Genomic DNA, 13,480 nt, shown 5'->3' on the forward strand with positions numbered 1-13,480 from the left:
GCCGGTGACCGAGCTGGACAAGGGCGCGCCGCACAGTGGCGCCGCACTCGGCAAAAGCGTTGTGCGCGAAGAACTCAGCCTGCCGGCCTGCACCGTGCGTTCGGATGCGTTGCGCGCCAACAGCACCGCGATGCTGGATTTCCTGGCGCGGGTCGGGCGTGATCTGGGTGCCGACATTGCGCTCTGCCCGCATGGGAAGACGACCATGAGTCCGGATCTTTTCCGCCGGCAGTTGACCGATGGCTGCTGGGGAATCACGGTCGCGACACCGCACCAGGTGCGGGTGGCGCGACACTTCGGGATCCCACGCATTCTGCTGGCCAACGAGCTGGTCGGCCGCCGCGACATTGATTGGATTGTGGCCGAGCTGGAGCGCGATCCCGGTTTCGAATTCTTTTGCCTCGTCGACTCTGTCGATGCCGTGCACCGGTTGGCCGAGCGTGCCGACCGAGCGTCGCTGGACCGGCCGGTCGACGTGTTGCTAGAGGCCGGATACGGCGGTGGACGATGCGGCGTGCGGAGCATTGACGACGGCTTGGCCGTCGCGCGTGCCGTGCACGCACGTCGCCCGGTGTTGCGGCTGGTCGGGCTGGAAACGTTTGAAGGACTGCTGCAGACTCGGCCGGCGGCCGAGGGCGATGCGCGGGTCGCGGCGTTGATCGGGTTCGTCGCCGAGCTGGCGGCCGCGTGCGACGCCGAGGGATTGCTGGCCGACGCAAGCCCGGTGCTGCTCAGCGCCGGTGGCAGCAGCTTCTACGACCTCGCGGCGCGAATCCTGGCCACTGCGGCCATTTCTCGACCCGTCAAGATCGTGGTGCGCAGCGGGTGTTACCTGATTCACGACGTCGAGTTGTACGGGCCGCTGCTGGCCCGGCTGCGACAGCGCGACCCCCTCGCGCACCGCGAACGCCTGGCGTTCACGCCGGCGCTGGAAGTGTGGGCCCACGTCTTGTCGGTGCCCGAACCCTCCCGCCTGGTCCTCGGTGCGGGACGGCGCGACTTCGGTGAGGACGCCGGCCCGCCAGTGCTCACCCGCCATTTCCGCGATGGGACCGAACTGCCGGCGCCCCGGCACTCGGGAGCCGATCTGGCCGCGGTCAACGATCAGCACGGCATCGTCGACTTCACGCCGCCCTGGGATGTCAGGGTGGGAGACATCCTGGTGCTCACCCCCGCCCATCCGTGCACGACGTTCGACAAATGGCGGACGGTCCACGTCATCGACGATCAGGCGACGGTCATCGAGACCCTTAACACCTACTTCTGACTTTGCCGCTAGCGGCCCGAGCCGACATGCACGATGGCCGTGAGCTCGATCCGCCCATGCGGAAGTCCGGCTACCTGGAAGGTCGATCGCGGCGGAAATGGGGCGGTGAAGAACTCGGCCTGCACCGCGTTGAGGGCCGCGAGGTCGCCCAAGTCCGTCAGCATCGCGGTAAGCATCACGATGTCTTGGAGGCCGGCACCGGCCTCCCGGCAAATCGCCTCGAGATTGGCGAACGCCTGCCGGATGGCGGCGTCGGCGCTGGCGTCGACGACGCTTTGCTCGTGCTGGTGGATACCGAGGACGCCGCCGACGTACACGATGTCGCCGACCCGTGCCGCCTGCGAGAAGTTCCCCGCGTTGATGCCGGTGTTGTCCGGAGCATCGGCGGCGTGCACGATCCGATGTTTTTGATGAAACGTCATCGTGGACCGCCGATCGCGGTGAGCCCGGCTGCCTGGATACCGGCAATGGCACACCTTTCGTCAGCGTCCGCCGTGTCGCCCGAAACACCTACGGCACCGAGGATTTCCCCGTTGACGCCCTGGCACAGGACGCCTCCGGCGGCCAAGGCTATTCGTCCGCCGCTGACCTGCGCCAGACTCGTAAAGAATTCGGGGTTCTTCTGTGCGCGGATCGCGAGTTGCGCTGATGGTTCGCCCATCCCGAGGGCACCCCATGCTTTAGCGGTCGCAATGTCGGTGCGCAGAAAGCCGGCGCCGTCCGAACGCATCAGTGCGATCGGATGTCCGCCGCCGTCCAGTACCGCTACGGCCAGGGGAGCCGCACCGGACCGCTGCCCGTGTAGCAATGTCTCCTGCGCAATTGTGGTCGCGGTCGCTAGGCTGAAGTTCATTCCTTTGCCTTTCAACGAAGTTCGTTGTTCACACCGCTGGCGTATGCGGCGATGTTGAGGGGGTGATGCCGGTAGGCCGCCTCCACCCGCTCAATCGCCTTGCGAGACAGGCGGACATCGTCCATCACGACATCGCCGACGCCGGGCACCTCCATCAGCCGCTGCCGGACGGAGACCGCGTAGGTGACGGCCTTCAGTGGGCACGCCCGGCAAGCCGCGCCAAAAGAGAGGTGAACGATCCCCTCACGCGATATGGAACGCACGACAAGGTCTCCGCCGTGGATGCGCAGCAGCGGCCGGATCTGGGTGTCGACGACAGCCCGGACAGCGGCGGTCAGCGCTTCGCCGGAGGTTCTCATGCGGCACTCCCCGCCGCGGGTGTGACGTCGAACAGCCGCGCCTGGTTGAGCCCGAGGATGTTTCGTTTGTCGCTATCGCTGATGGCCGGGTAGCCGTACCTGTCTTGCAACTCGTCGTCGATCTGCATGTTCCAGAACCATTCAATGGCGGGCCGCGGGGGTCCTGTTAACGGCGCCTCGGATCCCCAGAGCAACCGGTCGGACCCCACGTCGCGCAGCAGCCGTCCTAGGTAGGTCTTGAACTCCCACGGCGCGATGAATGGCAGGTGCATGGTTCCCGACAAGACGAGGACGACGTTGGCGTGCCGCGCCGCCAGGTACACGCATTCCTCGAAGTACGGCAACGCGAGGTGGTGAATCGCGAAGACGAGCTCGGGAAAGTCCAGGGCGGCGCGTTCGATGTCCAGCGGCGACAGGGTGTCCAGCGGAGCGCGTGTGATGGGAAACCCCTTGTGGAACTGCACGACCTTGATGCCGAGCGCTTGCGCGTGTTCGTACATGGGGTAGGCCACCTCCCGGTCGTCGCAGCGCCAGGAGTTGGAGATGTGGCCGTTGTAGAACTTAAAGGACTTAGCACCCAATTCTTCGACCTGGCGCGTCATCTCGTCGCGCGCATTGGTCGCCTTATGCAGGTGTAGCGGGTCCAAGCCGCCGCAGAAGAGCACCTTGTCGGGATAGGCGCGCGCGAACTCGTACTGCGCTTGCACCGGGGCGAAGCCGTCTTTGTAGACGTCGTAAAGGACGACGGCCTGAGCCATCGCCATGTCGGTGACACCGTCGGCGAAGACCACGCGCGCCATGTCGTGCACCGTCCATCGGCGGTCGTAACCCTGGCCGATCCCGGGGTTCTCGGGAGTCTTGCTTCGCGTGTGGTCGACCTCGCCGCGGGTGCGGCTTCCGATCTTCAGGTGGCCCAACCGGTCTGCGGCCGAGCTCGGGATCAGCAGGTTGTCATCCGACATGTCGTACATATGCACGACGTTGTCGAACACAAAGACGTCGTCGTTGAGCATGGAAGATCCTTCATGCGGTTCGCTTGATGTGTGGGACGGGCAACTTGGCGTAGATCGCATGCACCGCGCTGCTGTCGAACTCGGCAAACCCGATGCCCTGGGCGAAGCGGTACAGCATGCCGGCCGCATGGAGTAGCGGCGTGGGTGCGCCGGCGTGGGTGGCCAATTCGGTGATGAGTTCGACGTCCTTGACGAACGTTGCCACCGTGGCCGTCGGCGGCCCGTAGGTGCCCCAGGCCATCAGCGGGCCACGGAGTTCGAGTTGCTGTGAACCGGCGCCGCTGCCCGCCAGCATCCGCACCGCCGTCCCGGGATCGACACCTATTCGCTTTGCGAGGGTCAGCGCCTCGGCCGTCGCCGCATTGTGAACAGTGACAAGGTGGTTGGCGATCATCTTCATGTTGGTTCCCGCGCCCAATTCACCCAGGTACTCCACTCGCCTGCTAAAGGAGTCGAGTACGGGTCGAACTTCGTCCACCGCGGCTCTAGGCCCGGAGGCACAGACAACGACGTCGCGGTTGTAGGCCTGGGCGCTGCTACCGATAATCGGGCAATCCAATAGCGTGATCCCGACGGCGCTTAGCGCGGCGCTGGCCCGCCTCTTGGCTTCGGCTGGCAGCGTGCTCGCCTCCACCACGAAGCGAACCCGCGGGTCGCCGCACTCGACCAGTTGCGCGCACACCGCATCGAGTGCCTCGACGCTGGGAAGGACCGTCACCGCGACGCGCGCCTCACCCGCCGCCTGGGCGACGCTGCCGGCGATCGGGATTCCGACTGCGGCGGCCGAGGCGGTTCTGTCGCGGTTGATGTCGATTCCCACCACCGGGTGGCCGGCCCGCATGATGTGGCGGGCGATCGGAGCGCCGAGCAGGCCGAGGCCCACGACGGCCGTCGACAGTTGGTCCGGCGGAGCCGTCGTCATGATGCCGCCCTAGTGGAACGGGTCATCGCCCCTGAGGCCGCGACGATTTCGGTGCGAAGTGACCCCAGGCCGGTGATACCGCATTCCACGACGTCGCCCGGTTGCAGCCACGGGGTCTCGAGTTCGCCCATTGCCACACCCTTCGGCGTCCCGGTCAGCACGATGTCGCCGGGATGCAATGTTGTTGCCCGCGAGCAGAATGCGAGTAGTTCGGCGACCGAGAAGACCATTTCGCTGGTGTTGGAGAGTTGGCGCAGTTCGCCGTTGACGGCGGTCCACAGCTCCAGGTTTTGGGGGTCGGGGACGTCTTCTCGCGTCGTGAGCCAAGGACCGGTGGGGCAGAACCCGTCGAAGCTTTTCGACCGGATCCATTGCGGCTCGCAGAATTGCAGATTGCGACTGGAGAGGTCGTTGACGACCAGGTAGCCGGCGACATGATCAAGTGCGTTGTCCGCGTTGAGGTCACGGCCCTCCGTGCCGATCACGACGCCGAGCTCGACCTCGTAATCGAGTTGGGTGACCAGGTCGAAATCGACGGAAGTGTGCTCGTAGGGGCCGCTGACGGCGCTGGCGAATTTTCCAAAGATCATCGGTTTGTCGGGAGGTGTAGCCCCGATCTCGGCGATGTGGTCGCGGTAGTTGAGTCCGATGGCGATTATCTTGCGTGGATATGGGACGGGGGCAAGCAGTTTCCGCCCGGAGTCGGCTTCGTTCGACACGGCACCAGTCGGAATCGCGGCGCCCCCTTGCCGCATGCGGATGAGCTCAGGTGGCGACAGCGCGCGCGCTGCCTTGGCAAGCCTGGCTAGCCCGTCCGCGTCGAAGTCGGCCGCGCAGGTCATGGGGACACCGAGCCTGGACGTGCGCACCCAGTGTCCGGCGACTTCCGCCACGACGACGGGCGTGCTGGATGGACGAGACAATCGCGCTAACCTCACGGCCTTACCTCCCTTGTATATACGATCGGCGTCATCATATATGATCAGTCCGACGTTGAGCAAACAGTAGCAGTTGTATACACTCGTATCAGTCATATATAGTCTGGGGACACATATGCGACGCGGCACCGGTATCCGTCGACGGGGACGATCGGCCATGCCACGAGACGGACGAGGGTGGGTGTGAGGCGGGGGAGTCGCGGCGGGTGGCTTCGCAATGTTGGCGCCGGAATTGATTTGTCGATATGGATTGGCGGCATCGTCGACGGCGATGGCAGGTAATAGCGGCGCTGATACCCAATTTGTTGGCGGCGACTGATGCGCAGTTGCCTTTACATCGAAGGAGATAGGCATGTCGATTATCAATGTCGCCCCGGAGTTTGTGTTGACCGCGGCCGGGGACCTATCGCGTATTGGTTCGGCGATCGAAGGGGCCAACGCCGCGGCCGCGGCCACGATCACGGCTGTGGTACCGCCCGCCGCCGATGAGGTCTCTTCCGAATTGGCGACCATGTTCATCGCGCATGCTCAGTCCTATCAGGTGGCCAGCGCCCAAGCCGTCGCCTACCACCGGGAATTCGCAGGTTCGTTCGCCGCCGCCGGGGCGCGCTACGCCCTCACCGAAGTGGTGAACTCCTCACCCCTGCAGAAGCTCGAGCATTCGCTGGCCGGGGGCGCCAAGGGATTCATCGGCCGTGGGGGTCTCGCGTACACCGCTCAAGGGCTGGTCGGTGCCGCCCACGGTCCCGTCGGGGGCCAGGCTTCCACCGCGCTCATCCCCGGCAATACGCTGATCAGGCCGACCGCGGGGCTGGCCAGCCTCAAAGGCGGCCTGCCGCACCACCTGGGCTCAATGCTCAACCAGGCGCGTTTCCCGATCCTGCACCAGATCCTGCAAAACCAAGTCGGCTACTTCAAGCGGCTCATCGGCGCGCTGGTCACCCTCAACCCGGCCAAAATCTGGGACGCCGTCAAAACCATCGCGCAGAGCATGGGGCACAACGTCCACGCCGTCTGGAAGGAAATTCTCGACACCTCGTACAGCCTCGTCGACGGCAATCTTCACCTTCCGCCGATATTCGCGCTCCTGGTGGATGCGTTTAACGCGCCGATTGAAACCCTGGCAAATGTCACGATGCAACTTAACGGCATCCTCTACCTGGCAGAGTCGGGGCACGAACTCTTAGCGTTGGGGGGATTGAGCATAATGCCCGAGCTCGCTCTATACGACTTTCTCTTCGGGACGTATGAGGTAGACGCGCCCGAAACATTCCACGGGGTTCCGTTTTATATGCACTACACCGCAGGGGGAATTTTGACTGGGGCCGGAACCGTCTGGTTGGGCATCGACGGCATGCCCATGGAAATCCCCACGACCGGTACGCCGCTGGGTGGGCTATTAGGTGGGCTGCGATACGAAGCCCAGCAAATCGCCAACGCGATCGCACCCGCCGCACCGAGGGGGGTTCCGTCCCTCATCGCTCCCCCCGAAGCACCGCCCGAGCCGCCCCGGCTCGTGCGGCCGCTCGACCCTGGCGCGCTGGACTCCCTCCCCCCAATAGCGCACCCCTAGGGTCGGCACTGGTATCCGCGGGGGCCGCGGCATCACTCGGAGTGCGTGAGCACGTCTGAATCTGCTGCGGTCCCTGCGGTTCCTACGCTGCACGGCTGGTCCGTGAGTAGTCCGCATCGTTGGGCACGATCGGAATCATATTGATACCAATGAATTTCCGCCCCCAGCGACGCGGCGCGCACCAGACCGTTGGTGGCAACTCCACCATCCCCGGAATTGCCGCCCAAAGGTCGGCTCTCGGACCTCGGCCCCGCACAGCTTCGGTCTAGCCCCAAGTCATCTGGGTTATCGAAGATCGAGAGCAGTCGACCGCTGAATCGCAGCGAGTCGCTCGAGGCGATGCCGGCGACGGTCCAAATAGGTTGTGCCGCATGTAGCCAACTCTTGTACCGAGAGCCTCGCGGAAAGTGCGGCTACGCCCGCGTGCTCGGAGCCCGACTTCAAACTGGCAGCTCGCTGTGAATCCTTTCGAGATCGTATCAAATACGCAAATTCATATACGATGATACGGACGCATGGTGGGCGACGAGGCCCGCCTTTTGAGCTCCGCGGCGAAGGCCGCCTGGAGTTGGCGAGCAGGTGCATCGCCTGGTTTCTGTTGGAGTCGCTTGCGCGGCTGAGTTAGTGAGGGATCTGATGGTCGGTTTTGCATTGTTGCCGCCCGAGGTCAATTCGGCCCGGATATTCGCTGGGACTGGGGCGGGTTCGCTGTTGCTGGCCGCGACCGCCTGGGACGAGTTGGGTGCGGAGTTGGCGTCGGCGTCGGCATCGTTTGAGTCCGTGGTGTTTACGACGTTGGCGACCCGCTCGTGGTCCGGTCCCGCGGCCGCGATGATGGCGGCTAGCGCGGTGCCTTATGTGCACCATCTAAGGGCAACGGCCGCTCACGCGGAGCAGTCGGCGATCCACGCCCGCACGGCGGCCGGAGTGTATGAGGCTGCGCGGTCGGCCACGGTGCACCCGCTGGAGGTGGCCGGCAATCGGCAGCTGCTCGCCCTGTTGGTAGCGACCAATGTGTTGGGTCAAAACGCCGCGGCCATCGCGGCTACGGAGGCGGCCTATGGCGAAATGTGGGCCCAGGATGTGACCGCCATGATGGGCTACCACGCAGGGGTGGCATCCGTGGCCTCGGCGATGAAGCCGTTTGGCGCTCCGTCACGGGATTTGCCGAAGGGGTTGCGGCCGTGGGGGCCTGGCCCACAGATACCGTCGCCAGTTAGCAGCGGCGCTACCGGCGGCGGCACGCATGGTTTGCCTTCGTCGTTGTTGTCCTCGGTTCCGATGATGTTGCTATCGACTGGGGCCGAGATCGCGATGTCGGCAGCCAGCATGTTGATTTCGCCGTTGATGTCGCTGGCACAGATGGCCCCCGCTGCCACCCCGGCGGCCGCGGCGGCTCCCGCGGCGCTCACCGCCGGGGTTCCTGCGGAATCGCCGACCGGTGGTGCGGTCGCGCCGGCGGGCGGCGCAGTGTCCGCCGGTTTGGGTCAGGCGCGAATGGTCGGGTCGGTGTCGGTGCCGCCGACCTGGGCGGCGACGGCAGCTCCCGCGGCGATGGCCGAAACGGCCATGACGGCCGGCGTTGACGGGCCCGTCGCGGCCGCTTCGGGTGCCGCCGGCTTCGGCGGTTCGGGTATGCCGATGATGCCGATGTCCGGCGGAGCCGCAGCGGCTGCCGGCGCGGGCGACCCCGGTGGCGGCATGGGTGCGCGCGCCGGTGCCGGCTCGTCTGTTCTCGACCAGGCGCGGCCCAGCGTTGTGCCGCGCCAGGGTATCTGATGAACGCACGTGAAGTAGCAAGTCTTCGCGTGAAATCTGTTTTATGGAAAGGAATTACAAGTGACTGCTCGATTTATCACCGATCCGCACGCGATGCGGGATATGGCGAGCCGTTTCGACGCCCACGCTCAGACGGTGGACGCCGAGGCGCGCAAGATGTGGGCGTCGTCGACCAACATCGCCGGCGCCGGGTGGAGCGGAATGGCGCAGTCCACCTCGTACGACACGATGGGCGACATGAACCAGGCGTTCTCCAACATTGTGAACATGCTGCATTCCGTGCGTGACGGGCTGATTCGGGATGCGAACCACTACGAATCCCAAGAACAGGCGTCCCGGCAGATCTTGAGCAGCTAGCTGTTTCCCGACACAGAACGGAGGATCGACGACAATGTCGATTAGTTACCATTTCGAGGATGTGGCCACCCACGGCGCCACCATCCGCGCTCAAGCGGCGTCCTTGGAGGCCGAGCATCAGGCCATCGTCGCTGATGTGCTTGCGGCCGGGGACTTTTGGGGCGGCGCCGGATCGGTGGCCTGCCAGGAGTTCATCACTCAATTGGGCCGCAACTACCAGGTGATCTACGAGCAGGCCAATAGTCACGGCCAGAACGTGCAGTCCGCCGGCGACAACATGGCCGCCGCGGACGCAGCGGTCGGGTCCGGCTGGATCTGAGTGCCCACCGACCGTCTTCCTCACACTGGGCAAGCCGGTTTTTGGGCTCGCGTGACTCGCGCAACTAGGTATGCGTAGTTGTCCGTTGCAGGCGACCCCACCTACGACAATTTCTCCCATAGTCGTTGGTTGACGGGCCTCCAGCCGTGAATGCACCACCGCCCAGGTCGCCGGCAAGGGGCGCGGTTGGCCGGGGCGATGGAGGCCACCGGTGGCCCGGGCTGCAAGCGCGGCATCAGCTGGAAGGAAATAGCGAGCTTAAGCCTTGCGCCAGTCCTTGGACCGGTCAGCTGCAGCGCGGGGCGCCGCGGCGCACTCGTCAGGGAACGGTATCCCACGCCTGCCCGGGCGTCCCGTCGCAACCGCGGGTGTTCACCCAGGTGCCGGGATCCGTGCCACCGAGGACGGTGAGGCAGCCAAAAACAGTCCTTATCTGGCCGTCGGGCTGGATGGTCCAATTTACGCTGTCCCAACAGGTCCGGAGGTCCGCCTTCCAACCGCCCAAGTCCACATCCAGGCACCTCCCGGGAAAGGCCGCGCTCTCGAGTCGCCCGTCGGGGTTGAGATTCCAGCGCTGGAAGTCCGCACCGTTGCAAGGGTTTACCACCATCGGCGTGTACCAGCCAGGATTCGGGGCGTCCAGACAAGCATCGCCCAATCGGCTCCTCAACTGAACCGGGCCATCGGCACGTGCTCCACTAGCACTTAACAGCGCTACACCGAACACGGCGCCGAGCATGACCGCGGCCTGGCGCGCACCGCGCATCAACCGTGACTCGTGCATTTCTCCTCCATCTTCTCGTTCTGTCCCACCTCACCGATCAGTACAGACGGTGTGAAGCAGGTGCAGCAGATATTTCGCAAAGGCTCGATCGGCACCATCGATAGCGAAAGGCCTCGACTGAGCTGGCTTTGAGTGCGACGCGTCCCGGACGGGACTCGATCCAGCCACGGAGTAGTCCGCATGCTCGGAGAAGCTTGGTCTCTCGCAATGGCGATTGCCGAACCGTCGCCTAGTTCACTTCGCAGAGCGACCGCAGCCCATATTTCATACTCCTGTTCAAGTGCCCGACCGTGATTCGCGCGGCGAAGGAGGAATCGCCTTCGCGGATGACGGACACCAGAATGCGATAATCGCGACGGGCTTGCGCCGCCAGTGCCGGTTGGGCGTGGAGCGCCGTAACGGTCTGCCGGGTTGATCGCTCGCGCAAGGATCTCACCAGGTCGCACAGCAGAGGCCGGCTCGCGCGAAGCGGATGTGTGAGGCGGCTGCAGAAATCTCGGTTCAATCTCGCCCACGTTGCCACGTCCGACTCGGTGTCCATTTGGTCAAGCAGCTCGGCCGCCTTGGTGCACGCGACGGAGCGGTCCGCTTCGGGTAGTGCGGCCAATTCGGCCATCGCACGTGGCTCAAGCATCGAACGCAAGGTGTAAACCTCCCGCAACTCGGCGGCGTCGATATTGAGCAATCCCGTTGCGGCAGAGTCACGCAACCCCCCCAGCGTCGAAATCACATTCGACCCGGTCCGTCGCGTAGTCGCCGGGAGGGCGTCGCGCGTATCAAACACGATCTCCCCGGACAGGATCATGTTCCGCAGTTGGTCCCGCAAACCATCCGAACCGGCTTGCCTGATTTTTCCGGATCCACTGTGCGTCATCGATCGATTCCTTTCTGGTGCCCGCGACATTGATTTCGGTGTTGTGCGGGAGGTGGTTGGGGGCATAAGACTCGATGCCACGAGCCAGACGGGCAAATTGCTTACAGGCGGACCGATGGCCCAATTGGCCCGGTCCCGCAGACATCCGACGATGGGTTCGAGCGCAACCCGGATACGAAGTAGGAATTGAGTAAAGGCCGATACGTCGGCGAAAGCAGGCCAGTGCCCGCTTGCCCGCTGGCGCCCGCGATGGCACAGGACTTCGCCGTCGCCGCTGCGCCGATACAGGTCGGGACCACTGTGCAGGCGCCCAGCACCGTCAACGCCGGTGCGGCGGCATAGAAAAGCTCTCGTATCAAGGCGTACTCCATCTCGCGCGAAGGTGGGTGGTCGAGCGGATTGTGCTGCAGATCCAGAATGCTCAGCCTGCGACAATTGGGCATCGGCCAAAACGCGCATGTTTTGTGAATCCGTTGTCGTAGACGGCGGTGACGGCTACTGCGGTCCAAGTACATCCGCGGGGGCAAAGGCAATTGACGTGCATCGATAGCGTCGATCGGTTACTGACTAGCACCCGCCCGGCCCCTGACTGTTATCCAGCTCACTCCACTGTGACCTCCGCGCAGGAGTTTGACCAAGGGCACGCGGCCACCGGACCTGTGGAGGCCGAGGCAGGCGAAGCACCGCAGTAGCGATATATGCGTAGACGAATATCGCGGCCGCATAACCTACGACAGTCCACCACCCAAGAATTGCGCGTTTTGGCCGATGGATCCGGTTTGCTCCGCCCGTAGCGTCGATTTGCGTCAAGAGGTTTCGCCGACGCACGACCGCCTTGCGCAGACAGCGCGGCGGGACGTTCACTGACCGGCTGCCTGGAGAGTGCTTGGTCAGCAGTACCTATGGAGGGTTGACATGGACATCATGCTGGGAGTCTCGGTGGCACCGGCCTCGGTCCAGATGGTGTTGGTCGAAGGCGAAAACGCCGGCGCCGCTGTGGTCGAAGCGGAAGTGTTCGAATTCGCCGAAGCCGCCGACCCGGAACCCACCGGAGCGATCGATCAGGTGATCTCCGCGATTCTGGGTACCCGCGAGGGTGCGGCTGACGCGGGCATCGAGCTGTCGTCCATCGGGGTTACCTGGACCGACGACGTGGAAGCGGCCACGTTGCGTGACGCTGTGACCGGCTACGACCTCGAGAACGTCATGCTGGTCTCGCCGTTCCTGGCCGCCGTGGCATTCGCCCAATCCGCCGGCGGTGCAATGGGTTACGACCGCACCGCGGTGCTCTTCGTGGAGCGCGAGACCGCGACTTTGGCTGTTGTCGAGACCTCCGGGAACTCGGTCGCCGAGGTTTGCAAGCAACGGATCGATGCGGAGTCGAGCGGCAAGGGCGTCGCGCAACTCACGGGAATGGTCCGTGGGATCGAGGATTTCGAATCGGCGCCGTCCGGCGTGTTTGTGATCGGCTCGGGCGTCGACGTCGACCGCATGAAATCCGCGCTGGAGGCGGCGACGTCACTGCCGGTGACCATGCAAGAAGAGCCAGAGACGGCGCTGGCGCGCGGCGCCGGGCTGGCGTCGGCGAACGCGCCGCTGTTCGCATCGCCGACCGCGGCGCTGGCCTATGCGCAGGACCCGGGTACCGGTGCGATCGACACCTACGCCCTGGCCGAATACCTCACGCTGGCTACCACTTCCGTGAACGCCGCGGTCGGAACCGCCGACCTGGCATACAGCGTGGTGAGCGATGATGCGTTGGACCGGGTGGCTCCGCATGGCGGGGAGCGGCATCGCACCCGGCTTCTGCTGGTCGCCAGCGGGTTGGCTGCGTTCGTCATCGCCGCGGTGGCGTCGGTTGCGTGGGCGGTCGGCATCCACAGCTCGGTGCATGCGCACCCGAGTCCCGATCAAAGCCGCAGCGTCCCCGCCGAGGGTGCCCCAGCCTCGCCCCCGGGTGCAGCGCGGCCTCCGCAGCGGGGAAACGCCTCGGCCCCCGAGGCTTCCGGGCCTGCGGGTTCCGGGCCTGCGGCTTCCCGGCCCGTGGCTTCCGGGCCTGCGGCCTCGGCGGCTGGGCCTTCGGCGCCGCCAGGGGCCGCGTCGCCGCCGGCGCCTCCGGCCCCGGCGGATTCTCCACCGCCGCCGGGATACGGCGTGCCCTTCCCGGTCGGCCTCTGGTGGCCGGGTTTCGGTTTCAATGATTGGTGGTTTCCGGAGCCTTACTTCCCGAATCGGCCTTTGCCGCCGTATCACCCCGATCACGGCGATGGCCCATCCATCTCCGGCAATGGGAACACCGTTTCCGGCGGCGGTGGGCCTCGCCCCGGCGGAACCACCGGCGGCCCGGTGGATGGTGGCGGGTCCGGCGGAGGCGCGCCCACGGGCGGTGGGACCGTTAGCGGTGGCTCTGGCGGCGGTGCGCCGGTGGCGGCTGGCGGCGGA

General features: G+C 65.1%; 14 protein-coding genes. 6 read left to right on the plus strand and 8 right to left on the minus strand.

Annotation, left to right across the window (positions count from 1 at the left end):
- Positions 1 to 4: 4 nt before the first annotated feature.
- On the plus strand, positions 5 to 1,267 hold the full coding sequence (locus A5655_RS19360) for an alanine racemase (RefSeq protein WP_082978746.1): 1,263 nt from the start codon (positions 5 to 7) through the stop codon (positions 1,265 to 1,267).
- Between the two features lie 8 nt (positions 1,268 to 1,275).
- Here A5655_RS19360 and A5655_RS19365 read toward each other — a convergent pair whose 3' ends face one another.
- Genes A5655_RS19365 through A5655_RS19390 form a run of 6 tightly spaced genes read right to left on the minus strand, consistent with a single transcriptional unit; the run spans position 1,276 to position 5,448 of the window.
- Positions 1,276 to 1,689, minus strand: a complete 414-nt coding sequence (locus tag A5655_RS19365) for a RidA family protein (protein WP_082978747.1) — start codon at positions 1,687 to 1,689, stop codon at positions 1,276 to 1,278.
- Positions 1,686 to 2,120, minus strand: a complete 435-nt coding sequence (locus tag A5655_RS19370) for a heme-binding protein (protein ID WP_067012736.1) — start codon at positions 2,118 to 2,120, stop codon at positions 1,686 to 1,688. Before A5655_RS19370 ends, A5655_RS19365 begins: the two co-directional genes overlap by 4 nt.
- 11 nt (positions 2,121 to 2,131) lie before the next feature.
- The gene (locus A5655_RS19375) at positions 2,132 to 2,479 is read right to left on the minus strand and encodes a NifU family protein (protein ID WP_067012738.1); all 348 of its coding nucleotides are present in this window, start codon (positions 2,477 to 2,479) and stop codon (positions 2,132 to 2,134) included.
- Entirely contained in the window at positions 2,476 to 3,492 is a 1,017-nt protein-coding gene (locus A5655_RS19380) for an amidohydrolase family protein (RefSeq protein ID WP_067012740.1), read from the minus strand. Before A5655_RS19380 ends, A5655_RS19375 begins: the two co-directional genes overlap by 4 nt.
- A gap of 10 nt (positions 3,493 to 3,502) precedes the next feature.
- Positions 3,503 to 4,414, minus strand: a complete 912-nt coding sequence (locus A5655_RS19385; protein ID WP_067012742.1) for an NAD(P)-dependent oxidoreductase — start codon at positions 4,412 to 4,414, stop codon at positions 3,503 to 3,505.
- Positions 4,411 to 5,448, minus strand: coding sequence for a fumarylacetoacetate hydrolase family protein (locus tag A5655_RS19390; protein ID WP_197508745.1), 1,038 nt, complete (start codon positions 5,446 to 5,448; stop codon positions 4,411 to 4,413). The genes A5655_RS19385 and A5655_RS19390 overlap by 4 nt, the downstream gene beginning before the upstream one ends.
- Before the next feature lie 256 nt (positions 5,449 to 5,704).
- On the opposite strand from A5655_RS19390, the gene A5655_RS19395 reads away from it, so the two are divergent.
- The 4 genes from A5655_RS19395 (at position 5,705) to A5655_RS19410 (ending at position 9,380) form a co-directional block, all read left to right on the plus strand.
- Positions 5,705 to 6,925: a PE family protein gene (locus A5655_RS19395; protein WP_067012746.1), complete on the plus strand. Its 1,221-nt coding sequence runs from the start codon at positions 5,705 to 5,707 to the stop codon at positions 6,923 to 6,925.
- A 633-nt stretch (positions 6,926 to 7,558) separates the two neighbouring features.
- Positions 7,559 to 8,704 carry a PPE family protein gene (locus A5655_RS19400; RefSeq protein ID WP_067012769.1) on the plus strand — a complete coding sequence of 382 codons (1,146 nt, stop codon included), beginning with the start codon at positions 7,559 to 7,561 and terminating at the stop codon, positions 8,702 to 8,704.
- A 60-nt stretch (positions 8,705 to 8,764) separates the two neighbouring features.
- Positions 8,765 to 9,061, plus strand: a complete 297-nt coding sequence (locus A5655_RS19405) for a WXG100 family type VII secretion target (protein WP_082978750.1) — start codon at positions 8,765 to 8,767, stop codon at positions 9,059 to 9,061.
- A gap of 34 nt (positions 9,062 to 9,095) precedes the next feature.
- Positions 9,096 to 9,380: a WXG100 family type VII secretion target gene (locus A5655_RS19410; RefSeq protein WP_067012750.1), complete on the plus strand. Its 285-nt coding sequence runs from the start codon at positions 9,096 to 9,098 to the stop codon at positions 9,378 to 9,380.
- 319 nt (positions 9,381 to 9,699) lie between these two features.
- Here the strand turns inward: A5655_RS19410 and A5655_RS27370 are convergent, their stop codons facing one another.
- Entirely contained in the window at positions 9,700 to 10,164 is a 465-nt protein-coding gene (locus A5655_RS27370; protein WP_082978751.1) for an RICIN domain-containing protein, read from the minus strand.
- A gap of 229 nt (positions 10,165 to 10,393) precedes the next feature.
- Positions 10,394 to 11,038 (minus strand): FCD domain-containing protein, encoded by a 645-nt coding sequence (locus A5655_RS28360; protein ID WP_197508746.1) that lies wholly within the window; start codon positions 11,036 to 11,038, stop codon positions 10,394 to 10,396.
- Between the two features lie 915 nt (positions 11,039 to 11,953).
- On the opposite strand from A5655_RS28360, the gene A5655_RS19420 reads away from it, so the two are divergent.
- The coding region (locus tag A5655_RS19420) for a hypothetical protein (RefSeq protein WP_067012754.1) at positions 11,954 to 13,480 on the plus strand (1,527 nt) is incomplete at its 3' end.

Source organism: Mycobacterium sp. 1081908.1, from assembly GCF_001673535.1.
In the GTDB taxonomy this organism is placed as follows: Bacteria; Actinomycetota; Actinomycetes; order Mycobacteriales; family Mycobacteriaceae; genus Mycobacterium.